Origin of the sequence: Rubritalea marina DSM 17716 (assembly GCF_000378105.1) — a bacterium.
GTDB lineage: Bacteria > Verrucomicrobiota > Verrucomicrobiia > Verrucomicrobiales > Akkermansiaceae > Rubritalea > Rubritalea marina.
In genome coordinates, this window is the sequence record NZ_KB899261.1 from 1 (window position 1) to 23,062 (window position 23,062).

A 23,062-nucleotide genomic window follows, 5' to 3' on the forward strand; every position below is an offset into this window, starting at 1 on the left:
GCCTCGATCGAAGGGTGTTGAGCGGCTCGTTGTTGATACTAAAGTTGGTGTTCTGGGGCTTGTGCTGCCTCGCCTTCTTTCCTTCTTTGGCTGCTGGCCAGTAGTGGTTTTCTTGAAGTTGCTCGATCACGTCCTCCACAAAACTCTGACTGCCGATCACCGCGGCTTTGCTGAAAAAGCGAACCCGCTGGGTAAGGCTTTCGCGCAGGGTTAATTCCCCGCCATTGTTCAGAACAGCGGCGATCTCTGCATCGCTGAAACCGCAACGCTTTTGCTTACCCACAGGGCCACTGGATGATTCCTCTTGGTAGAGATCGCGCCCTTCTTCGTAGAGGAACATGCGGAAGCGATTGGCAATGCTGCGCCACGCGTACTTGTCGTTCACTTGGATTGATTCGAGAACCGGCTGCGCGCTTGATTGGGCTTCGCAGTACTCAATAAGGCGGGCGATTCCGAGCCTTGATTTCTCGCATCCTGCTACCGCCTCGGCATAGCTACACCAATGGTAGTCTTCGGGGCGCTTGACCATATTCGCTCTAATCGGATTAAGCTCGATGTAACCTGCCATGGTGATAGCGCAGGTGGTTCCTTCCACCAGTGTGCTATCGAAGCGTTCTTCCCAGAGCGTGCCTTTGCGGGCATTGCGGCTATTGTACCATCGGCTGAAACGTTGCTTGAGCGGCTTCATGAATTTGCTCAAGTCCCACATGCGTGAAAGGAAGCGCTCACGCAGCTCCTTGTGGGCGATGCGGCCCTTTTCGGTCGCTCGATCCGAGCTGAGAACCTGCAGAGTATTCTCAATGACATCGGCTTGTTGCTTGGGGGTGACTAAGCGCACGCGCTGCACCAGTTCGGCATCACTGAGTTCTTCTGGTGGTCGTGGTGGAACTTCCACGAGAATGTGGAAGTGGTTGCTCATGATGCAGAAGCTGAGGACGCGGACGCCGCAGAATTCTTCATAGAGGCGCATGATCTCAACGAACTTCGATTTTTCGCGATCACCGAAGAGGAATTGTCGGTCGACGACACGCGAGACACAGTGGTAGATGGCGGGCCTGAGTTCTTTACCGACCCAAGGCGCTAGGGTTCTAGGGGAGGACATAGAGCAGATTGTAACACGGGAGGCCCTGTGGCATCAACGATCCTCTGTATTTAGCCTGTCTAAAATTAGGTATAAAATTAGGTAATCGGACTCACGATTCCTGAGAGCCGCTTCGCTGTGATCGAGTCGCCTTCTCTCAGCGCTTCATGGGAGTGGAACCTTTCCGAGAAGGAACCTTCGGTTTCCTTTGACTTGGGATATGGCTGGAGCTTCTAGCGCTAGCGTCCTCCTTCCCTCCAGACGGAGCGGCATTTCCTGAATACATAGATGACTCACTCGATGATCTGCATCACATACAAAAAAGGTCGGAGTGCCCCCCCCGATCGGTGCCATCAGTGTCGTAGCACAAACACGGGAAAAACCATTGAAGTTCTGGGAATTCCCATTTACAAGGCCGCATGTCCAGCACACTTGGCCAAATCTTTAAAATTTCTACATGGGGTGAATCACATGGCGTCGGCGTCGGCGTCAACATCGATGGGTGCCCACCAATGCTTGAGATCACTCAGGAAGAGATCCAGAAAGAGCTCGATCGCCGCCGTCCGGGTCAGTCCGACATCGTGACACCACGTAAGGAAGGCGATGTTTGTGAGATTCTTTCTGGTGTCTTTGAAGGCAAGACTCTCGGATCCCCGATCGGCATCCTCGTGCGCAACAAGGATCAACGTCCATCATCCTACAACGAGATGAAGGACAAGTACCGCCCATCTCATGCCGACTACACCTACGATGCCAAGTACGGCATCCGTGCATGGCACGGTGGTGGTCGCGCATCCGCACGTGAGACCATCGGCCGCGTCGCTGCAGCTGCTGTGGCAAAAAAAGTCATCCACTCGATTTGTCCGGACATCGAAGTCATCGCCTACGTCAAGTCGATCAAGCACCTCGAGGCAAAGGTCGACCCGAACACCGTGCAATTTGACGATGTGGAATCCAACATCGTGCGTACTGGTGACCCAGCCATGGTGGAACCAATGATCGAACTCATCAAAGAAGTGCGTGGCCAAGGAAATTCAATAGGCGGCGTGGTCGAGTGTGTGGTCCGCAATTGCCCAGCTGGTCTCGGCGCCCCTGTATTTGACAAGCTAGAGGCTGAGCTCGCGAAGGCGATGATGTCGATTCCGGCCACCAAAGGCTTCGAGATCGGCTCAGGCTTCGATGGCACCCAACTCACCGGTGTTGAGCACAACGACCACTTCTACATGGAAGACGGCAAGGTGCGCACCAAGACCAACAACTCCGGCGGCATCCAGGGCGGCATCAGCAATGGTGAGAACATCATTTTCCGCGTGGCCTTCAAGCCAACCGCCACGATCATGACCGAACAGCCAACAGTGGATTCTAATCTCAAAGAGACTGAGCTCAAGGGGCGTGGCCGCCATGACGCTTGCGTGCTCCCGCGTGCCGTCCCCATGGTGGAGGCCATGGCCTACCTTACTTTGGTCGACCACATCCTACGCCAACGCGCACAGGTGGGAAGCATTGGCCCACAGGTGTAACTAACAATCCCAAGGACACTTTTTCTAGCATGCACCTCATCACCGGGTCACATGCTTTTTTTTTACCCATCGAGCGCCGCGCGTTGCTTGCGCGTCAGTGATGCATGGATGAGTTCGTACGAATGATCGACCAATTCGGCAATGATCGCGGCATCGACCCCAGGTCCCATGAGCAAGGTATTCCAATGCCGTTTATTCATATGGTATCCAGGAATGATGAATGCATGAGTGTCTCGAAGCTCGAGCGCTCGATCTGGATCACACTTTAAATTGCAGCGCATCTCGCCCCCATCAAAGCCAAGAATCGCAAATATCTTGCCTCCGAGCTTGTAGACCAAGACCTCATCACCGAAAGGGCTGCATTCCTCACTATGAGGTTTGGCGATCAAATACTCCCTGAGTTCGTCGGCATGCATGATGGTAGCAAGCTTAATCAGAGCCTACAGATCCGCCAGATCAATCTTCCAAGATACTCTTGAGACTATCAAAGAAGCTACTCGTTTCTTCCTCGGTAGCCTCAGCCCCCATGATGTCATCATAGTCTTCCTCGATGATATCATCGTAAGATAGCTCTTTTAGAAACGCGGAGGGTTCACAGCTGACTCGATCCCCATATTTGACCCGCCAAGCACAGTAGGACATAGTGAATTCATCCTGTGCACGGGTGATACCCACATACAGCAAACGACGTTCTTCATCGATCGTCCCCTCCTCCAAACTTCGCTTGTGTGGCAAGATCCCATTTTCCAAGCCAACAAGATACACGACCGGGAATTCCAAGCCTTTGGAAGCGTGTAGCGTGATCATACAGACTCCCTTTTGCTTCTCAATATCCTCATCACGGTCGGACTGCAGCATCATATGATCGAGAAACTTCTGTAATTTTTTGTTGCCTTTGCTCGCATGAGCCAGGTCCATCTGCAGGTCATGAATCCCTTCTGAACGCTGTTGTTTTTCACTCTCAGACTTACACTGGCGGTGCATCCACTCTTCATACTCCACTGCGCGGATAAACTCGCGAAACACCTCACCCATGCATTCATTGCCTGACAAAAAGCGCTCACGAAAACTCAGAATCGTTTCCACAAAGGAATCGACACTGTTGCGCACCTTTTTACTCAAGGTTTCACGTACTTCTTCAACGCCCATCGCCTCCCAGACACTGCACTCGCGCTCACGGCTTGCATCGGTGATCAACAAGGTAGACCCCTGGCCAATCCCCCGTGGTGGCGCGTTGAGAATCCGCAGCAAGGGGACATCCGATTCGGGGTTGGCAATGACTTGGAGATAGGCGATGCAGTCACGTACTTCTTTGCGGTCAAAAAAGCTCTGCGCTCCCACCATGCGGTATGGGATCTTCATTTCTCGCATGGCGGATTCGAGGTGTCGGCTCTGGCCATTGGTGCGGAACAGAATCGCAAAGTCCTCCCAGGGTTTTTTCTCCACAGCATTGCGTTCGTGGATTTCCTCGGCAATGAAGCTAGCCTCCTCCTCGTCACCCGGCATGGTGATCAAGCGCAATGGCTGGCCACCATCCTTGAAGGGACGCAGTTGCTTCTCGCGCCTGCCATAGTTGTGCTTAATCAAGGAATTCGCCGTGTTCAACACTGCTGCCGAACTGCGGTAGTTCACCTCAAGTAAAATCACTTTCGGGTCGGGAAAGAACTTCTCAAACTGCAAGATATTGGTCACATCCGCACCACGCCAACCATAGATACTTTGATCATCATCCCCCACCACACAAACATTGTAGGGTGCACCCACCAGCTGCTGTAGTAACTTCATCTGCAGCCCATTGGTGTCCTGAAACTCATCCACTGTCACGTGCGTGTACTTTTTGCGAATTTGTTCGCGCACGTCCTCATGCTCACGCAGCAACTTCTCAGCGAGAAGAAGAAGGTCATCAAAATCTACCGCATTCTGCGTCCTCAGTTCGTTATTGTATGCTTTGGCAATATCGCCAATCAATTCGTCAGCTTGGTATTCAGCTGGAATCCCGGAGTTTTTATTATTGGAGATCAGCGAGATCACCTGATTCGCATCCAGGTTGAGATCTGCCCCACCTTTACGCACGATCAATTGCTTGATCATTCCGATCTGGTCCTGGCCCGAATAAATCGAAAAATTCTTTTTGTAACCTAGCTTCTCAATTCCCTCACGCAAAATCCTCACGCACAGCGAGTGAAAGGTACAGACGGTCATCGCTTCACCTGCTTTCTTCGAAACCATCCCGCAGACACGCTCGCGCATCTCCACCGCCGACTTATTGGTAAACGTGACTGCCAGAATATTCTCAGGCTTCACCCCCTGCTCGAGCATGTGGGCGATCCTGCAGGTCACCGTCCGGGTCTTCCCAGTACCAGCACCAGCAAGTATCAACACCGGTCCGTCGATGGCATTGACTGCATCGCGCTGGCCATCGTTTAAGCTGGAAAATGAGAATGCACCTGACATGCCTGCAGAGAAGCCCAAGGAGCACTAGCGTGTCAAATCAGGAGTGCCCAACACAGATGAATTTTATCGTTTCGCAGAGCGCAGCCTAGGTTTAGCTTCGTAAAGGTGCATTCCCTGACGGGGAATCTCATAAGAGCCACATTCACCCCCCGCCGAAGCGATCCATTTTCACCGCCAACAATGACACCCTAGCGCTACCCAATAAAACTCTGCACGAGAGGCATGCGACGCGAGATTCCAAAGGCGCGAGAAGTGACGCGAATGCCAGGGGCGCAATGGTGACGCTTCCATTCGTTAAGATCCACCTTGCGCTGCACCCAGCGCACCGTGCTCTCGTCGTAGCCATGATTCTCAATAATCACTTCTGCTGGAAGTTGGTAGAACATGTAAAGGTTCAAAATCAAATCCAAGATCACATAAGGTGGGGCAAGTTCCTTCCCATATCGGTGCAGGCGTTTCGAGTGTTTCTCTTCCTGCTCGATCGCCGTCAGGTCCAGCACATCCTGCTTAGCGGCCATGTGTCTTGCTAGCTTGTGCACGATCACCTTCGGCACATCACTGAGCACGGCTAAGCCTTGAGTATCCTCGCCTCCAACATAGAAATGGCCGACACTTAGATCGGTCTTATTCGCAGTGGAGAGGATGAGATACTTATTGTTGCGCGCATAGGCCATCATCAACATGGCGCGGATTCGAGCAGACATACCTTCATCCACCAATGGATGCTCGATCTCTTCCATCAGTTCCTTGCTAGCCAGCAAGGCGGAGTCCTTCACCTGATGGATCGGCACGACTTTGTGCTCAATGCCCAAGCGTTTGGCGACCTGGTACCCAGCATTTTCCTGATCATTCATTTCAAAGCCCTCGCTGTAGGTGATGCCGATCACCTTATTCTTTCCCAGGGCGTCCACAGCAAGACTCGCAGTGAGCGAAGATTCGATAGAACCATTCATCGAAACCACCACCTTCTCAAATCCAGCCTTCCGCGTGTAGTCCTTGATTCCCATGACCAAGGCTCGTGAAATATCCTCCACATCGGCACTCCGCGCCATGGGTTCATTGCTCCCTTTGGCATCAATATCGATCACCTTGTAACAAGCTTTAAAGCCCGGTAAATTCGCGATTTCTTTGCCTTCAGCATCCAGCACGAGTGAATTACCATCAAAGACAAATTGCTCATTCATCCCTACAGCATTGCAGCACACTACCGGCGCATTAGCACCACAGGCTACCACTTCCATTAGGCTAGAACGGTTCTTCGGCACTCCCTTGAAAAAGGGTGATGCAGAGATGTTAAAGATCACATCCACCCCATCCTGCTTTAGCTCGGCGATCGGATCGCGATCATAGGAGGGCCGGCGGATAAAATCATCCATCCAAATATCTTCTCCAATTGTCAGGCCAATGCGCTTACCGCCATATTCGAATGCTTCACACTTCGCTGATGGCTCAAAGTAGCGGCTCTCATCAAAGATGTCATAGCTAGGTAGCAAGGTCTTGAATGCCTTATGCTTGATTCCCCCATTGTGTAAAAATGCTGCTGCGTTGCGCAGTGGGCGGCCAGGGGCCTCGAAGTCGTGGTAATCCACATACCCTACGATCAACGGGATTTCCCCAATCTCATCAGCGAGGTAATCCAGCGCCTGATGGCACTGGCGCACGAAGGTCTTCTTGGTCACCAAATCTCTTGGAGGGTACCCTACTAACGAAAGCTCAGGCGTCAGCACAATATCCGCGCCAGCGTTGATGCAAGCCCGGTAAGCCTGCAAGATTCCCTTCGCGTTACGGGGGAAATCGCCAACAATAGAATTCATCTGTGCTATACCAATCTTCATTCTGCCTTTATCGTTCTATCAATTTTTCATTACGCCCTACCACAATCCATATTGCTGGAACGCTAGCGCATAAATGCCCATGAGCAAATTTGCCACGGCATGCATCACCACGCAAGCCGCGAGGCTTTTTGTACGGATCGCCAACCAATACATCAGCGACCCAAATACCAAGGCACCTAAATAATCTTGTGGTTGGTGGATCAGCATAAAGAGCACCGTGGTTGCCAAATAGCTCTTCCAATGCGCCTTACCGAAGGGTTGTTTCCAATAGTCACCATCTGGATCCAACACAAAACGCATCAAAAAACCACGCCAGAAAAGCTCCTCCACAAACGCCACCACGACTGCTGCTCGCAAGAAGCGGAACACCGTCGAACTCCAATAGCCCACGGCACCAAACTCTTCTTTCAACACACCTGGATCGAAGCCATCGTCGCGATTCACCACGCCAAGCTTTTCCCACCATCCACCATCCGCTAGCTCCAGCTGTCCATGTAACCACGATGGTAGAATCCACAGTGCAATCCCAACGATGCCCAATAGCACCCCAAGGCCCCAGCCTTGCAGTGGACGGAATGCGTAATTACGCCAGAACCAAATGATCAAGGCGCCTACAGCTAGCGTCTGTAGCGGGTACATCCACTGTGCAGGCCACTCACGCCACCACGGAGCTTGAGGGTGTGCCCACTCGAGCCCCGCTCCATTCACGACATCCATCAGCAATCCTAGAACCATGAATGCCGCCAACGGCACCACATAGGCTAGAGTCTTGTTGCTGCGAATCTCGCTCAGAGTCATCTTATTTGAGGGTCTCTACAAATTGCTCCATGCGGTCCATCGCAGTCACAATTTCCGCCATCGAGGTTGCATAACAACAACGCAAAAAACCTTCACCACATGCACCAAAAGCATCTCCGGGGACAGCTGCTACCGAAGTAGCTTCCAGCAATTGCATAGCAAATTCCTTACTAGTCAGCCCAAGGTGCCCGACCTCTGGGAATACATAAAACGCGCCACCAGGGGTGTGACACGGAAGCCCCATCGCATTCAGACGCTTCACCATGTAGTCGCGACGTTGGTGGTAGCTTTGCTTCATCTCAGCCACCGCCTCAGCACCATTTTGTAGCGCCTCAATCCCCGCAGCCTGGCTGGTGATTGGGGCGCAAAGCATCGAGTACTGGTGAATCTTCATCATCGCCTCAATCAATGGTTGAGGCGCACAGGCGTAGCCCAAACGGAAGCCCGTCATCGCAAATGCCTTGGAAAACCCATGCAGCAATACCGTACGCTCCTTCATTCCAGGAAGACTGGCTATGGAAAGGTGCTCAGGGTCGTCGTAGCGCAACTCGCTGTAGATCTCATCAGTGATCACCATGAGGTCATGCTTCTGACAAAGCTCGGCAATCTCCTCAAGATCCTCGCGCTCGATCGTAGCTCCGGTCGGGTTCGTCGGGAAGTTGAGCATCAACACGCGCGATTTCGGTGTGATCACCTTCTCCAGCTCTGACGCTTTAAGGCTAAAGCCGTCGTCCTTATGCGTCGAAACAGAGACCGCCTTACCGTAGGCCATCGCAATGCTCGGACTGTAGGAAACGTAGCATGGCTCGTGATAGATCACCTCATCCCCAGGGTTCAACATGGCGCGCAGCGCAAGGTCAATCGCCTCACTCACGCCCACAGTCACCAAGACCTCGCGCTCTGCCGCGTAGGACACATTGAAAAACCCCTCAACATACTCGGCAATCAACTTGCGCAGCTGAAGTAATCCTAGGTTCGAGGTGTAGCTGGTTTGGCCACGTTCGAGTGAATAAATCGCGGCTTCACGAATATTCCACGGCGTGCGGAAGTCTGGCTCGCCCACGCCGAGCGAGATCACATCATCGCGCCCTTGTACCAATTCAAAAAAATCGCGAATCCCAGATCGAGGGATTGCAGCCACCTGATCGGCAATAACTGTTGAATAATCCATTGCCTATTTATGGTGAAACAACAAGGCGGCCCTCTGGCTCATCTTGCTCAAAAATAAATCCATTCTCTTTGTAGGTCTTGAGTCGAAAATGAGTCGCGGTGGAGAGCACCCCATCGATCGTACTCAGCTTCTCGCTAACAAAGCGCGCCACCTCCATCAAACTTGGCCCCTTCACCACCACCATTAGATCATAGCCACCACTCGCCAAGAAGCACGATGACACTTGGTCAAAACGTGCAATGCGCATGGCCAAGCGATCAAAGCCTCCTCCTCGCTCTGGGGTTAGCTTCACCTCAATGAACGCTGCCACTCGATCGTCACCCGCCTGTTCACGGTTAATCACCGTGTGATAACCAAGGATGGTACCATCTTTTTGCCAATCAGCCATCTGATTAGCAACTTCCTGCTCGTCCTTCTTCAATAGCTCGGCGAGCTCCTGATGGGAGAATCGGGCATTCTGAGCGAGTAGCTCTAATAGTGGGTCAATTGCCATGATGCTTTTTGGTGTAACCAATCACCCAGTCTTTGCCAACCTCGCATCCTAAAAAAATCTATTTTCTGCAAAATTCAGATCCGTGCTAGATTCTGTTTGTCTTCAATCCTAGATCCACAGCCCCATGAAGAATCACAAGCCATTACGTATTATCGCTCTCGCCCTCATTTTCTGCGCCGCCCTAGCAGTCATCCTCTATAGTCGCAGCGAAGAATCCTGGAATCGAGAGCGCATCATCCAAAGTGTGGCAGCGGAGAACCGCTCAGGCTCAGGCTACCGCGAGCTCGAAGGGAAATTTATCGAGTACAGCTATATCGACTTCGGCAGCTTCCAGCTCGCCATCTACGACAACCAAATCAAATGGCGCGGCAAGGGCGGATACTTTGATGGCATCGTCGCCTCAGTTGAGCCTCAGATTTCCAAAGTAGACGACGGCATCTACTTCCTCTCCTGGGTCTTCGGTGACCACGGAGGAGACAATGTGGTAGTCAACTTCAAGGATAACACCGTCTACGCCCACCTGCGCTCAGGTCAGAGCAATGACGACTCAGAAGCGCCGGACTTCGAAATGATCCACGGCAACGTGCAATGCGGTCCATCAGCCAATGGCCCCTTCCCCGAAGGCGAACCAATCTCGATGCTGCGCATGATCCTAAAACTCACCAAAAACACTAAGAAACAGAATCTCCCGCCCATGTTCACCACCCCTCGCCCAGTAACACAAGCTGAGCTCATCGCACGCGAGGAACTCGCTAAGCGCCCAATCTGCTACGAGAGTGTCGAAGGCAACCGAAATCTAAAGGTCTTGGGAGGAAACACCATCGTCAGCGACAACGCAGGCTCCGAGCAAAGCCATAGAAGCTACGCCACCAAGGTTGCCGATGGCATTTACTTTATCTCCTGGTTGGGCAACCCCGCCTTTGGCAACCACATAGTCTTCAATGCCAAGACCAATAAGATCTATGAACACGTGATCCATCAGGGGCTGCGTAACGAGTGGATACACGACGCGAGCACCACTCCCGCCAAATAGCGCCCCGAATCAACAATGGGCCACAACTCGGAAGCTGTGGCCCATTGGCTTTGCTATCTCATGAAATGGTATTAGTAGACGTCACGGAGATAACGTTTCGCCTTTTTCAGCTCAGAAACATAGGCAATCGCTTCATCCTCGCTCTTGCCGCCGGCGAGCTCGATCACCTTGTGAATGGCTGAGTCCACATCTTTTGCCATGCGGGATGCGTCACCACAGATGTAGATACTCGCCCCTTCTTCCAACCATTGGAAAAAGTCGGCTGCATTTTGAATGATCCGGTTCTGAACGTAAATTTTCTCTTCTTGGTCGCGTGAGAAGGCAGTGTCTAGCTTCGTCAACAAGCCAGATTCCTGCCACGCGTCAAGCTGCTCGCGGTAGAGGAAGTCACAAGCTTCATGTTGGTCACCAAAGAACAACCAGTTCTTGCCTGAAGCGCCACGCGCTTCGCGTTCTTCGAGGTAAGCCCGGAAGGGTGCGATCCCCGTACCTGGGCCTATCATGATCACTGGCGCTGCGTCATTTTCTGGGAGTCTAAAGGCGCTATTGCTGTGCATGTAAACCTTGACTGGACGCTCGAGCTCGTGCTCAGCAAGGTAGCTAGAACAGACGCCGAGACGCTTGCGACCGTGGCTTTCCCACTCGACCTTACCCACCGTCAAATGCACCTCACCAGGGTGCGCCTTCGGGCTGGATGAAATCGAATACAAACGCGGCTTCAGCGGCTTCAAGGTGCTGACCAAAAATTCTGCGGTCGGGAAGGTAATCCCGAAATCAAGGATCGGATCAACGATCGTGCGACCGCTACAGTATTCTTTGATTGTCTCAGAGCTGGAGAGCAGTTCTTTGAGTTCTTCTGATTTGCTCAAGCGGCCACATGCCACGAGGAAGGCTTCCTGCAGGATGCTCACATCGTAGTGATAGAGTAAGGCTTCGCGAACCGTGACCGTGGAACCATCTTCAACGGTCGCTGGCTCGTCAGCAGCAATCAAGGTAGCCTCGAGGATTTCATCCACGAGCACGGCTGGGTTCTCAGGGAAGACCCCGAGCGCATCACCCACTTCGTAATCAATGCCAGATCCATCGAGGGAAATTTCCACATGGTGAGTTGCCTTTACTGAGCCCGCGCCATTCAGGTTCACGGTCTTCAGGAGACCCGCTGGGTATGGATTCTTCTTCGTGAACCCTGATTCCTCTTCGACCTCCAGATCCAATGCCACTGGCGCCGCGTCGGCTGAACCGAGCGCGGCCTGTGCCGCTTCGACCCACGTTGGAAAGAGATCATCGGGATCACCATCGACCTCAACCATGTCGGACACACGACTGGCTCCGAGAGCCTCGAGTCGTGCGTCAATCTCCTTGCTGCATTGGCAGAAGTCCGGGTAGCTAGAATCTCCCAGTCCCAGCACGCTGAAGTTGAGCCCTTCGCAGTTTGGTGCATCTTCTGCCATCAAGGCGGCGTGGAATTCAGCAGCGTTGTCTGGCGGCTCACCTTCCCCGTAGGTACTAGTAATGATAAGGAGGTTCTCAATCTCGCCAAGATCAGCTGGGCTGAGCTCGGACATATCGAGGACCTTAGCATCAAAGTTTGCGCCTCCAAGCAACTTGGCCGCCTTCTTACTGAGTGATTCAGCCGTACCAGTCTGGGAGCCGAATGCTATCGTCACGGGCACTGCCGGAGCCGCAGGCTCAGAACTGGTGGATCCGTCGCCTGAATACATTCCGGCAAGAAATCCGTTCAACCATGATCGCTGAGCTGAACTAAATGGGGCTGACTCTGGAATTTGTGGTGATGAAATCATATTGTATGTGCAATAAGTTTGGTAAAAAAATAATACTTCAGTTCTTAGGCAGCGACCTTGAGAGAGAACAATTCCTTGAGCTCCTCTAGGGTGTGGCGACGGGTGAACTGCCAGAACGTCTCATTCTCCACGCGCTTCGCCTGGTAGACCTTCAATACAGATAATAAGGTTTCTTGGATCTCTGGGAAAGTCATTGCGGGGAATACCTCATGGGCAATCGACTGGCGCTCGTCCACACCACCACCTAGCACGATGCTATAGCCTTCATGGCTTTCACCATCGATCTTCACCTTCGCCCCGATCATTCCGATATCGCCGATGTAATGTTGGGCACAGGAATGGTGGCAGCCAGTGAGATGAATGTTGATCGTGCGATCCAGCTCGATGCGTTCATCTAAAAATTGCGCCAGCTCCACTGCATTCCCTTTGGTATTTGCAGCGGCGTACTTGCACCCTTGATTCCCAGTGCAGGCGATAAGCCCGCCGGAAATCTTTGTGGTGGATGTCTGAAAGCCAATTTCTTGAATACGGTGCTTCACCTCCTCCACATCCTCATCCTTGATGTGTGGAATGATCAGATTCTGCCAAGCAGTTAGGCGGATATCGCCTCGACCCTTGTCGCGAGCGAGTGCCGCTATCGCCTTCATCTGGCTGGGCGACATGCGGCCCACCGGCACCACGACCCCAATGTAATTGAGACCTTCGGTGGATTGTGGATGCACTCCAATGTGGCCATGTTGGTCCGTGATGTCGCGGGCTTCACACTTTTCGAGCTCCAACTTCACCATTGGAAATGCGAGCTTCTGCTGCGTTTCATCTAGAAATTTCTCTACCCCCCATTGATCGACAAGGTACTTCAAGCGCGCTTTCTTACGATTGGTTCGATCACCATGCTCAATAAACACACGAATCATTGCAGCCGCGAGTGGAACAGCCTCGTCGGGCTTGATCAAGAGTCCGCAATCACTCGCAAATTGCTTATGCCCCGTGATGCCACATAACTGCACACGGAAATACACACCGGGCGCAACGCCGTGCCCCTCTCCCACACGCACCGCGTAGAAGGCGATGTCGTTGGTGTCGGCACAGACGGACACACGCCCACCATTATCAAATGAAATATTAAACTTACGCGGCAGACCATAGAGGTCTCGGTTATTGAGAATGAAATGATGCATCGCCTTAGCATATGGCAAGACATCGATTACCTCGTAGGGGTCAAAGCCACTGGTCGGACTCGCCGTGATGTTACGTAAGTTATCAGCACCTGCTCCTTTGGAAGTGAGGCCGATCTCCGTTAGCTTCATGAATGTAGGAACTACCTGTCGCGGCATGATCTCGCGCACTTGAAAATTGCCACGAGTGGTCACGTCAGCGTAGCCTCCCCCCCATTCCTCGGCGATCTCAGCCAGACCTTCCAGTTGATGTGACTGTAGCACACAGCCAGGAATGCGGCAGCGTAACATAAAGGAATCTTGCACCGGCTTCACATGGAAGAAACCATAAAACTTGTAGCGGAACATGTCTGCCGCTTCTGGAAATTGATCTGCCTCACCATTGGCTACCATCTCATCCCAAACATCCAGCCCATTGCGTTCATGCTTGATGAGCTCCTCCTTACAAAGATCATCCACTGGAGTGCCGTAGACACTTTCTTCTACCGACTCGGCCGGGTCATTGGTGAATTGGCCACACGCGTTTTGCCCGACAAATGGGACGCCGCCTGGCCTCTGGTGCACACCTTCGAAAAACCCCTTCAAGTATTCCTTCTGATCCGTATTGAATGTCTGCTCCATGATAATGTTAATGCTGTACACCAGCCTGGACTCTCCACCCTAGAAAAACCACGCGGCACAATGCCCAAAGCACATACCATTCCTTTACCTATTAATTTGATTCATCCATTCACGCATCAGCATTCATCAAGATTTCATCATCAATCCTGACCGATAAATCCTCACCAAGTTCCGCAGAAAATTCCCTTCACAGCGGATTCTTCTATCGCCACACTCATCACATGCACGACCGCGAAGACATCGCCGACATATTGGAACACATTGCCGTTCTTCTTGAGCTCAAGGGGGAAAATATTTTCAAGACCCGCGCCTACCGCAAGGGGGCAGATGTCCTACGCAGCGAGGAGATCGATCTCCGCGAGTTGGTGAAAACTAGCTCACTTAGCAGCATCACAGGCATCGGCAAAGCACTCGCCGATAAAATCGCAGAACTCGTCAACACGAGCCAGCTAGGCTTCTATAATGACCTCAAGGCCGAGTTCCCCCCCTCACTTTTCGAGCTATTCGAAATCCAAGGCCTGGGACCCAAGAAAATCAAAACGCTCTACACCAAATGCAACATCCACTCGGTGGCCGACCTGAAACAGGCGTGCGAAGACGGTAGCATCACGAGCGTCACTGGATTTGGCGCCAAGACAGTGGAAAAATTACTCAAAGCAATTGAATTCCGTGAAAACTTTGCCTCCCACTTCCGCCTAGGTGATGTCGCCGTCATGGCAGAAACCATGCTCGACTACATCCGTTGTCACCCAGCCACCCTGCGCGCCTGCCACGCGGGCTCCTACCGTCGCTCCAAAGAGATCTTGCATGATATCGATATCCTCGTGGCTACCAAACGCCCGGCAGAACTCACCCAATGGTTCAGCCAGCTGGATGAGGTCAGCGAAGTCATTGTCTGCGGCGAAACCAAAGCTTCCGTACGACTCGACAATGGACTCCAAGTCGATCTCCGTGCCGTCAGTAATAGCGCCTTCCCCTTTGCTCTCCAGTACTTTTCGGGGAGTAAAGAGCACAATGTCGCAATCCGGCAGCGCGCGCTCAAGCGTGGCCTCTCGCTCAACGAGTATGGTTTCACCGCCAAAGACGCCGCCGCCGAAGTCCCAACAGTCCACGAAGAGGCCGACATCTACGACGCCTTGCAGCTCGCGTTCATCCCACCTGAGCTACGCGAGAACCGAGGTGAAATTGAGGCTGCCGAGAACAATACGCTCCCACGCTTGATCGAGCTGGAAAACCTGCGTGGCACCTTCCACAACCACACCACAGCATCAGACGGCCGCAACTCGCTCCAAGAAATGGCTGACGCAGCCATCGAACATGGGCTCGAGTACCTTGGCATCGCCGACCACTCGAAGTCATCATTCCAAGCCAATGGACTCTACCCAGATCGCCTGCTCAAGCAGGTCGAAGAAATCCGCCAACTCAACCGACAATGGGACGGTAGCTTCAGGTTGTTGGCTGGATCAGAGGTTGATATCCTCAAAGATGGTAGCCTCGACTTTGATGACTCGATTCTGAGCCAGCTCGATTACGTCGTCGCCTCCGTCCACAATGCCTTCACACTCCCCGAGAAGGAAATGACCAAGCGCATCATCCGGGCGATGGAAAACCCGCAGGTCACCATGCTCGGCCACCTCACAGGCCGACTCCTACTCAAGCGCGACGCCTATCAGGTCAACGTCGATAAAATCATCGACTGTGCCGCCGAGACCGGCACCATCATCGAGCTCAACTGCAACCCCATGCGACTCGATATGGATTGGCGCCACTGGCACAAAGCCAAAGACAAAGGCGTGCGCTGCGCCATCAACCCGGATGCTCATCGCGTGGAACAACTCCAATTCATGGCCTTCGGGGTGCGACTCGCACGCAAAGGCTGGCTCAGCAAGGAAGATGTAATCAATACCAAATCCCTGACAGAAGTTCTTGAATTCCTGAAGATTTCCTAACAAGGTGTAGAAGCTCTAAATGACCAATCCTATGATACTTTCAAACAAGCTAGCTCTCCTTGCAGGGGATGAACCCGACATCATTTCTGTGATCATTGCGATCATTGCCATATTCGCGTCTCTGGTCTTCATCTACATCATTCTGAAGTTTTTCAAAACTTGGCTCCGAGCCCTCCTTTCGCGTGCACCGGTCGCGTTTAGCTCACTGATCGGAATGTGGTTGCGTAAGGTCCCCTTCGAACTCGTGGTGGACAGCCGAGTGACCGCAGTCAAGGCAGGCTTAGGCTATGACACCGACGAACTGGAAGCACACTACCTAGCAGGTGGCGACATCTCCAATGTCGTACTCGCCCTCATCGCAGCAGACAAAGCCGGCATCAACCTCAACTTCAAGCGCGCTTGCGCCATCGACCTCGCCACCAAAGATACCGGCAAGACCGTACTCGAAGCTGTGCGCACCTCCATCAACCCCAAGGTGATTGATTGCCCGTCACCCACCACTGGGCAAACAAAAATCACCGCCGTGGCCAAAGACGGTATTGCTGTCAATGCTCGTGCCAGAGTCACCGTACGCACCAATCTCGAACGCTTCGTCGGCGGTGCCACGGAAGAAACGATCATCGCACGTGTTGGTGAAGGGATTGTTACCGCAGTAGGTTCCGCAGCGTCCTATAAGGAAGTCCTCGAGAACCCAGACTCCATCTCTCGCCTCGTGCTCACCAAAGGAGTAGATTCCTCCACCGCTTTCGAAATCCTCTCGATCGACATTGCTGACGTCGACGTCTCAGACAACATCGGTGCGCGCTTGCAAGCAGAACAGGCAGAAGCCGATAAACAAATCGCCCAAGCCCGTGCGGAAGTTCGCCGTGCCGCCGCCGTCGCTGCAGAGCAAGAAATGTCCGCAAAAACACAGGAGATGAAAGCCAAGGTCGTAGAAGCCGAAGCCGAAATCCCAATGGCCATCGCCGAAGCATTCCGCAATGGCAACCTCGGCATCATGGAATACGCCAAGTACCAAAACATCAATTCTGACACCAAAATGCGAGACAACCTCGCCAAGGACGAAGAATAACATCGCGTGGTAGGTCGTTCTTAGCAAGTAGCCCAACTTGCCCAAGAGCACCTACCACTACCACCTCCCATTTTTCGCACTGTCCCGCCACCACTTGATGAACTTCCACATCCTCGCAGAATCTGAATTCCCAGCACAGCTGATCCTTTTCGGCTTGGTCGTGTTGTTCAGTTTTATCAAGTGGTTGTTCCAAAAAATCACTGGCACCGGACAAGCCAAAGCCGAACGTGATGAAGACGTGCTCGAGTCGCTCTACGATTCCTACCGCGAAACAATTGTCCAACGCCAATCTGGCACCAACTCCCCCCAGCAAGCTGAAGTAAATGACTGGGGGGATCCAGTCGTCGAACCCTTGGTGCAAACCGCTCCTGAAGTGCCTGTGGAAGCCGCACCCGCTATCGATGCCTACCAGTTGGATATCAAAAACCTTCCTAAAAAGCTCGAGGTCTCAGCGCCAATCTCAGTAGCGCAAAAGAAATCAAAGTCGCAGAGCAACACCAGCCTCATCCGCTCACTGCAAAATAAAAGCGAACTCAAAAAGGCCATCATCCTTCAGGAGATCCTCAACAAACCCAAGGCTCTGCGCTAGAGACCCGACACCGCCAGAGAAATAACACAGAACATTTCTCACTCGCCTATTGCTACTTCGACGTGCTTTTGGTTGAACCATTGTTATGGATTCCTTGTTTCCGGAAGAATCAGAACAATCGAACGCTTCTGACCCACAGCTCGACGGCCAACCACTCGCATCTCGCATGCGCCCGCAATCGATCGGGGAGATTGCCGGACAACAACACATCCTTGCTGAAGGCAGCTTGCTGCGGCGGGCCATCGAGGCCGATCGCTTTAGCTCCCTCATATTCTATGGCCCCCCGGGAACGGGCAAAACCACCATAGCTAGCGTCATCGCCAATTCCACCAATTCACGATTTGAAATGCTCAATGGTGTCGATAGCAATGTGGGGGAAATCCGCGATTGCATCGCCCAAGCCAGAACCTGGAAGCAACTCCGCGGTAAATCAACCATTCTCTTCATCGACGAAATCCATCGTTTCAACAAAGCCCAACAAGACGTTCTCTTGCCGCATATCGAAAAGGGCTCGATCCGCTTCATTGGTGCTACCACCCACAATCCCTATTACTACGTCAATGCCCCACTGACCTCACGCTCACAGATCTTCCAGCTTGAACCAGTCAGCGAAGAAGACATTGTCGCCACCCTAGAACGCGCAATCCATGACCCTGAACGTGGCTTTGGGAAACATCAAATCGAGCTTGAACAGGGCGCCCTATCGCACCTAGCTAAAGTCTCGGACGGGGACGTCCGCAAAGCACTAAGCGCCCTCGAACTCGCTGTGCTCAGCTCAAAGCCCTCCAGCAGCCAAGGCATCACCCTCGATTTAAAGACCGCCGAAGAATCGATCCAGCAAAAAGCCATCGTCTACGACGCCAAAGGTGACGCCCACTACGACACCATCTCGGCATTCATCAAGTCCATCCGCGGCTCAGACCCAGATGCCGCCCTCTACTGGCTGGCGAAGATGCTCTATGCCGGCGAGGACCCGCGCTTCATCAGCCGCCGCTTGGTGATCTCAGCAAGCGAGGACATCGGCCTCGCCGACTCCAATGCTCTACGTGTCGCGATGGATGCTCACCAAGCATTTGAAACCCTAGGAATGCCCGAAGGCCGCATTCCCCTGGCACACGCCACCGTCTATCTAGCTACTGCTCCAAAATCAAATTCAGCCTACGCGGCCCTCGGAGCTGCCACCGACGACATAAAAAATGGCACCACCTTGACCGTGCCACCACACCTGCGCACCCCTACGCGCAAGAAGATTCTGGAGGGTAGCCACCCATCCGACCAATCAACTGAGTATTTTTATTCGCACAATTTTGAAGGGAATTACATTCCACAAGCGTACCTCCCAGAAGGAAGGACCTACTATCAGCCTACTGAGAACGGTCTCGAGAAACGCATTAAAGAACGCCTAGCCTACTGGCAAGGCCTTCATCAAAACGACACGCCATCATCATGATCCATTGGTTCGCCAAAAACCACATAGCCGCAAATATCCTTATGGCCGCCATCCTCCTGCTAGGTGGCTACACTGCATATTTCAAGCTACCGGTTGAGGTCGAGCCTGCCGTATCCTTCCCCAAAGTGGTGATCAACGTGCCACTCCGTGGTGGCACCCCACGTGACGTGGAGCAAAAAGTCATCCTCCCGATCGAAAGCGCCCTCGTCGGCATTGCTGGAATCGAACGTGTTGAATCACACGCCAATCGCAATAGCGGCTCCGTGCACCTCGATATCAGTGACGATGTCGACATCAAGGAAGTCAAAGCTGAGATCGAGTCGAAACTCGAATCCATCTCAACTTTCCCAGATGAAGCCGAAAATGCCAAAATCTACATCCCCTCCACCGCCTATTGGTTCGAAGTCATTACCGTAGTCGTTCACGGCAAGCTCTCCAATGACGAACTCATCGCCGCCGCGCGCAAGGTACGCGACGACCTGACCTCGCTCAATGGCATTTCAAAGGTCGTCATCAAAGGCCGGCTCAATAAAGAGATCGTCATCGAGATCGAACCCGAAGTTCTCAATGCCTATGGCTTCACCATGGACACCCTCTCGCGCGCCATCCGCGAGGCATCCCTCGACCTCTCAGCTGGATCAATCAATAACAATGGAGAACGCATCCTGATTCGTTCTAGCTCCCAAGCCTACAAACCTGAACAATTCCGCGACATCGTCATCTCCCGCTCCAATGGTTCAGAGCTCAAACTCGGCGACCTCGCCGATGTCAACTTTGCCAATGCCGATGACCAAAAAGTCCTGCGCTTCAACAATGAAGACGCCATCGCCATCGAAGTCCTACGCATGGATGGCGAAAACTCGCTCAAAATCGCCTCCGCAGTACACCAATACGTGAATGACTCCAGTGATCGCTTCCCCACCGGAGTCAAGCTCTCCACTTGGGATGATGATTCCGTCAGCCTCAAGAGCCGCCTCAAGCTCCTCTCGTCAAACCTCATCCAAGGCGCCGTCCTCGTGCTCCTCTTCCTCGGGCTCTTCTTGCGCCCCACCATCGCTCTGTGGGTCGTTATCGGAATCCCTATCAGCTTCGCAGGCGGCATTATCAGCATGCAATACCTCGGCGTCTCTGCCAACAACATGAGCATCTTCGCCTTCATCCTCGTGCTTGGAATAGTCGTCGATGACGCCATCGTCACAGCCGAGAACATCTACTCCAACATCCGCAGCACCGACGGCAGCACACTCGATGCCGTGGTCAAAGGGACTAAAGAAGTATCCACTCCCGTGACCTTTGGCATGCTCACCACCATCGCCGCCTTCACCCCCTTGATGTTTATCGATGGCTACCTAGGCACCATGGCAAAGCAAATCCCACTCATCGTCATCCCTGTGCTGCTATTCTCCCTAGTAGAATCTAAGCTCATCCTTCCAGCCCACCTCAAGTATCTCAAAACCAACCGCAAAGGTAATAATTGGCTGCTACGCCTCCAACGCTCTATCGCCGACGGCTTTGAAAATGTGGTGCAAAAGCTCTACCGCCCAAGCCTCGATTTCTGTATCCGCCACCGCTACTCGACGCTCGCCTCCTTCATCGCCATCTTTATGCTTACCGCTGGTTGGTTTGTGAAGTCGGACAACTTCAATGCCTCGCCCTCCACCGATCGCTACTACATCTTCGCCTCGCTCGACATGGTCAATGGCACAAGCTACGAGACCACCGATCAAAAAGTGATGGATATCGTCGCAGCCCTAGACTCTATTCGCCCAGATTTCGTGGACCCCGAAAGCGGTAACTCCCTCATTCTCGATACCCTTACCTCATCTGGCGGAAAACCATGGCGCACCAATGCCGACCCCACGGAAGGCTACATCCTAGTCTCGATCACCCCACCCAGCCAACGCTCTGAACCGGGCCCGAGTAACCAAGAAATTGCCAGCGCTTGGAAAGATGCCGTCGGCGAAATCCAGGGGGCTCGTTCTTTCTACATTCGTACCCAGCGCAATAGCACCCGAGGCCGTAGTGCTGATCCCGTTTCCGTAGAGTTACGCTCAAACAACGATGAAGAGAGAATTGCCGTCACCCGAGAACTCAAAGACTGGCTGATGCAACACGACTCAATCGATAACGCTTGGAACAATTCCGATCGCACCCAGCGTGAAATGATCATCAAGCTCAACGAACACGGCCGTGAAGCCGGACTCTCAGAACAATCACTCGCCCGCCAGATCCGTAATGCCTTCTTCGGTACTCAGGTCCAAAAATTCATGATCGGCGATGCCGAACAACGCGTCATGCTCAAGCTTCCCAAAGACATGCGCAGCTCCACTCACACCCTAGAAACACTCAAAATACCACTTCCTGGAAGCAACCAGTTGGCCGACATGAGCCACTTCGCCAGCATCGATGAAGGTAGTTCACCACCAAGGATCGAACGCGCCGACGGTGCCCGCCTCGCCTGGGTGCGCGCCAACCCAAAAGATGGCTTCAAGACCATCAAAATCGAACCAGAACTCACCGAGACCCTCAACCAACTCTGCCTCGACTATCCCAGCGTCACCTGGCGTTATAAGGGTGAGTTGGCTGAGTACAAGGAAGGCAACCAAAAACTCATCGCTCTATCCATCATCCTAGTATTCACCCTCTACTCGCTATTGGCTATCCCATTCAAGTCGATCATCCAGCCATTCCTGGTCATGATCGCCGTGCCCTTTGGCGTCATTGGAGCCTACTGGGGCCACGTGATTCTCGGTATAGACATCTCCTTCCTCAGCTACTTTGGCATGCTCGCCCTCGCTGGAGTGGTGGTGAATGACTCACTAGTGATCGTCGACTTCATCAACAACAAACGCCAACAAGGAATGCCCATTCGTGAAGCTATTGCCCAAGCGGGCATTCGCAGGTTCCGCCCCATCTTCCTCACCTCCGTCACCACCTTTGCCGGTCTCATGCCCATCATGTTTGAAACCTCGATCGAGGCGCAGTTCATGATCCCTATGGCCGTATCACTCGGCTTCGGCATCCTCTTCGCCACCGTGATCACGCTCTACCTCGTCCCCGCCTCCTATGCCATCAGCGTCGATTTGACCCCCTCACGCCGATCCGACCATAAAGGCTAACCAATAACGCTCGACATCGGTCACTTTTTACCAAAAATGACTAGATGGCTTTTGATATCCAGCGTGTAGACATCCCCAAAAACAGCGACTCAAGTCGAGGTCTGGGGGCGTCAGAGCTTGCGACGCCGCACAATATCCTGTTCGCCCGCCACGACAAGCTAGAGTCCCTCCAGCAAGAGAATCTTGCAAAGCGCCCGAACCAGCAAGTCTCGATCATTTTCAACTTCGAAACAAGCGGGGTGGTTCACCTCGACCACCTCGAACTTGAGCTCCACCCACAGCACGCGATCGTCATTCCCCCATACCAATTCCACCACTTTACCAACCCGCATCAGGCGCATATGAATTGGTTGGTCTGCACTTTTGACCTTGCCACTCCCAGCTTCATCGAGCCACTCCACAACCGAGCCATCCCACTGAGTAATATCACTCTTGAGAGCCTCAGCAGAGCGCTCGATATCTTTCTCAACAAGCACGAAGCACCCTGCGCCATCGATGAACTTCAGGCACTCATCCTCACCACAGTGATTCGCCTCAAACAAGAAACCTCGATCAAGGCTCGCCCCTGCACCCTCAGTACCAATGACGTGGTGGGCTCGGTGAACCGAATACTAGCCGACACCCCAAACACGAAGCTCTCCATTCACCAAATAGCAGACGCTTTCTCGCTTTCGCCCTCACGCATGCGCGCGATTTTCCGTGAGGCCGCAGGCGTCTCACTCGGTCAGTACATGCTCAACTTCAAAATCCATACCGCATTGGCATTGCTCGCAGACAAGTCCATGAGCATCTCCGATATCGCCCACCAATCTGGCTTCTCTTCGATTCAGGCATTCAGTCGCACCTTCAAAGACAGAATGGGCAAATCCCCCTCAAAGTTCCGCCGCTAAGTCTTTACTG

Annotated in this window: 17 protein-coding genes; 8 read left to right on the forward strand and 9 right to left on the reverse strand. The window is 52.9% G+C overall.

The features are described from left to right. Positions 1-1,102, reverse strand: a 1,102-nt coding sequence (locus F454_RS16410) for a transposase (RefSeq protein ID WP_018970745.1), incomplete at its 3' end; no start/stop codon positions are given. A 398-nt stretch (positions 1,103-1,500) separates the two neighbouring features. On the opposite strand from F454_RS16410, the gene aroC reads away from it, so the two are divergent. Further along, a complete protein-coding gene (gene aroC / locus F454_RS0111170) occupies positions 1,501-2,601 on the forward strand; it encodes a chorismate synthase (protein ID WP_018970746.1) in 1,101 nt (366 codons plus the stop codon). Positions 2,602-2,663: 62 nt separating this feature from the next. On the opposite strand, the gene F454_RS0111175 is transcribed toward aroC, so the two are convergent. The 6 genes from F454_RS0111175 to F454_RS0111200 all read right to left on the reverse strand — a co-directional run bounded on the left by F454_RS0111175 (position 2,664) and on the right by F454_RS0111200 (position 9,352). After that, positions 2,664-3,017: an MmcQ/YjbR family DNA-binding protein gene (locus F454_RS0111175; protein WP_018970747.1), complete on the reverse strand. Its 354-nt coding sequence runs from the start codon at positions 3,015-3,017 to the stop codon at positions 2,664-2,666. A gap of 40 nt (positions 3,018-3,057) precedes the next feature. Further along, entirely contained in the window at positions 3,058-5,055 is a 1,998-nt protein-coding gene (locus F454_RS0111180; protein ID WP_018970748.1) for an ATP-dependent helicase, read from the reverse strand. A gap of 194 nt (positions 5,056-5,249) precedes the next feature. Beyond that, positions 5,250-6,890: an NAD(+) synthase gene (nadE, locus tag F454_RS0111185; RefSeq protein ID WP_018970749.1), complete on the reverse strand. Its 1,641-nt coding sequence runs from the start codon at positions 6,888-6,890 to the stop codon at positions 5,250-5,252. A 36-nt stretch (positions 6,891-6,926) separates the two neighbouring features. Further along, positions 6,927-7,688: a CAAX prenyl protease-related protein gene (locus F454_RS15885; protein ID WP_018970750.1), complete on the reverse strand. Its 762-nt coding sequence runs from the start codon at positions 7,686-7,688 to the stop codon at positions 6,927-6,929. Between the two features lies 1 nt (position 7,689). After that, positions 7,690-8,859 carry an aminotransferase class I/II-fold pyridoxal phosphate-dependent enzyme gene (locus F454_RS0111195; protein WP_018970751.1) on the reverse strand — a complete coding sequence of 390 codons (1,170 nt, stop codon included), beginning with the start codon at positions 8,857-8,859 and terminating at the stop codon, positions 7,690-7,692. Between the two features lie 7 nt (positions 8,860-8,866). Continuing rightward, complete coding sequence (locus tag F454_RS0111200) at positions 8,867-9,352, reverse strand: Lrp/AsnC family transcriptional regulator (protein ID WP_018970752.1); 486 nt, start codon at positions 9,350-9,352, stop codon at positions 8,867-8,869. A 124-nt stretch (positions 9,353-9,476) separates the two neighbouring features. Between F454_RS0111200 and F454_RS0111205 the strand changes: the two genes are divergently transcribed. After that, positions 9,477-10,385 (forward strand): hypothetical protein, encoded by a 909-nt coding sequence (locus F454_RS0111205; RefSeq protein ID WP_018970753.1) that lies wholly within the window; start codon positions 9,477-9,479, stop codon positions 10,383-10,385. A gap of 71 nt (positions 10,386-10,456) precedes the next feature. Here F454_RS0111205 and F454_RS0111210 read toward each other — a convergent pair whose 3' ends face one another. Together F454_RS0111210 and F454_RS0111215 are read right to left on the reverse strand one after the other, a co-directional pair. After that, a complete protein-coding gene (locus F454_RS0111210) occupies positions 10,457-12,187 on the reverse strand; it encodes a sulfite reductase subunit alpha (protein ID WP_018970754.1) in 1,731 nt (576 codons plus the stop codon). A 44-nt stretch (positions 12,188-12,231) separates the two neighbouring features. Then, entirely contained in the window at positions 12,232-13,983 is a 1,752-nt protein-coding gene (locus tag F454_RS0111215) for a NirA family protein (RefSeq protein WP_018970755.1), read from the reverse strand. Between the two features lie 221 nt (positions 13,984-14,204). On the opposite strand from F454_RS0111215, the gene polX reads away from it, so the two are divergent. The 6 genes from polX (at position 14,205) to F454_RS0111245 (ending at position 23,052) form a co-directional block, all read left to right on the forward strand. Continuing rightward, on the forward strand, positions 14,205-15,932 hold the full coding sequence (polX, locus tag F454_RS0111220) for a DNA polymerase/3'-5' exonuclease PolX (RefSeq protein WP_018970756.1): 1,728 nt from the start codon (positions 14,205-14,207) through the stop codon (positions 15,930-15,932). Between the two features lie 31 nt (positions 15,933-15,963). After that, positions 15,964-17,004 carry a flotillin-like protein FloA gene (floA, locus tag F454_RS0111225; protein ID WP_051083301.1) on the forward strand — a complete coding sequence of 347 codons (1,041 nt, stop codon included), beginning with the start codon at positions 15,964-15,966 and terminating at the stop codon, positions 17,002-17,004. 37 nt (positions 17,005-17,041) lie between these two features. After that, positions 17,042-17,593 carry a hypothetical protein gene (locus F454_RS0111230; RefSeq protein ID WP_018970758.1) on the forward strand — a complete coding sequence of 184 codons (552 nt, stop codon included), beginning with the start codon at positions 17,042-17,044 and terminating at the stop codon, positions 17,591-17,593. Between the two features lie 85 nt (positions 17,594-17,678). Then, positions 17,679-19,043, forward strand: a complete 1,365-nt coding sequence (locus tag F454_RS0111235) for a replication-associated recombination protein A (RefSeq protein ID WP_018970759.1) — start codon at positions 17,679-17,681, stop codon at positions 19,041-19,043. Beyond that, complete coding sequence (locus F454_RS0111240; protein WP_018970760.1) at positions 19,040-22,162, forward strand: efflux RND transporter permease subunit; 3,123 nt, start codon at positions 19,040-19,042, stop codon at positions 22,160-22,162. The genes F454_RS0111235 and F454_RS0111240 overlap by 4 nt, the downstream gene beginning before the upstream one ends. A 44-nt stretch (positions 22,163-22,206) precedes the next feature. Next, positions 22,207-23,052 carry a helix-turn-helix transcriptional regulator gene (locus F454_RS0111245; RefSeq protein WP_018970761.1) on the forward strand — a complete coding sequence of 282 codons (846 nt, stop codon included), beginning with the start codon at positions 22,207-22,209 and terminating at the stop codon, positions 23,050-23,052. The last annotated feature ends 10 nt before the right edge of the window (positions 23,053-23,062 follow it).

Excerpts from the sequence above, each read along its gene's own strand:
- F454_RS0111210 (WP_018970754.1), bottom strand. The coding sequence starts at position 12,187 with ATGATTTCATCACCACAAATTCCAGAGTCAGCCCCATTTAGTTCAGCT.
- F454_RS0111240 (WP_018970760.1), top strand. The coding sequence starts at position 19,040 with ATGATCCATTGGTTCGCCAAAAACCACATAGCCGCAAATATCCTTATG.
- F454_RS0111180 (WP_018970748.1), bottom strand. The coding sequence starts at position 5,055 with ATGTCAGGTGCATTCTCATTTTCCAGCTTAAACGATGGCCAGCGCGAT.
- aroC (WP_018970746.1), top strand. The coding sequence starts at position 1,501 with ATGTCCAGCACACTTGGCCAAATCTTTAAAATTTCTACATGGGGTGAA.
- F454_RS0111235 (WP_018970759.1), top strand. The coding sequence starts at position 17,679 with ATGGATTCCTTGTTTCCGGAAGAATCAGAACAATCGAACGCTTCTGAC.
- F454_RS0111195 (WP_018970751.1), bottom strand. The coding sequence starts at position 8,859 with ATGGATTATTCAACAGTTATTGCCGATCAGGTGGCTGCAATCCCTCGA.
- F454_RS0111205 (WP_018970753.1), top strand. The coding sequence starts at position 9,477 with ATGAAGAATCACAAGCCATTACGTATTATCGCTCTCGCCCTCATTTTC.
- polX (WP_018970756.1), top strand. The coding sequence starts at position 14,205 with ATGCACGACCGCGAAGACATCGCCGACATATTGGAACACATTGCCGTT.
- F454_RS0111245 (WP_018970761.1), top strand. The coding sequence starts at position 22,207 with ATGGCTTTTGATATCCAGCGTGTAGACATCCCCAAAAACAGCGACTCA.
- floA (WP_051083301.1), top strand. The coding sequence starts at position 15,964 with ATGATACTTTCAAACAAGCTAGCTCTCCTTGCAGGGGATGAACCCGAC.
- F454_RS0111175 (WP_018970747.1), bottom strand. The coding sequence starts at position 3,017 with ATGCATGCCGACGAACTCAGGGAGTATTTGATCGCCAAACCTCATAGT.
- F454_RS0111200 (WP_018970752.1), bottom strand. The coding sequence starts at position 9,352 with ATGGCAATTGACCCACTATTAGAGCTACTCGCTCAGAATGCCCGATTC.
- F454_RS0111215 (WP_018970755.1), bottom strand. The coding sequence starts at position 13,983 with ATGGAGCAGACATTCAATACGGATCAGAAGGAATACTTGAAGGGGTTT.
- F454_RS15885 (WP_018970750.1), bottom strand. The coding sequence starts at position 7,688 with ATGACTCTGAGCGAGATTCGCAGCAACAAGACTCTAGCCTATGTGGTG.
- nadE (WP_018970749.1), bottom strand. The coding sequence starts at position 6,890 with ATGAAGATTGGTATAGCACAGATGAATTCTATTGTTGGCGATTTCCCC.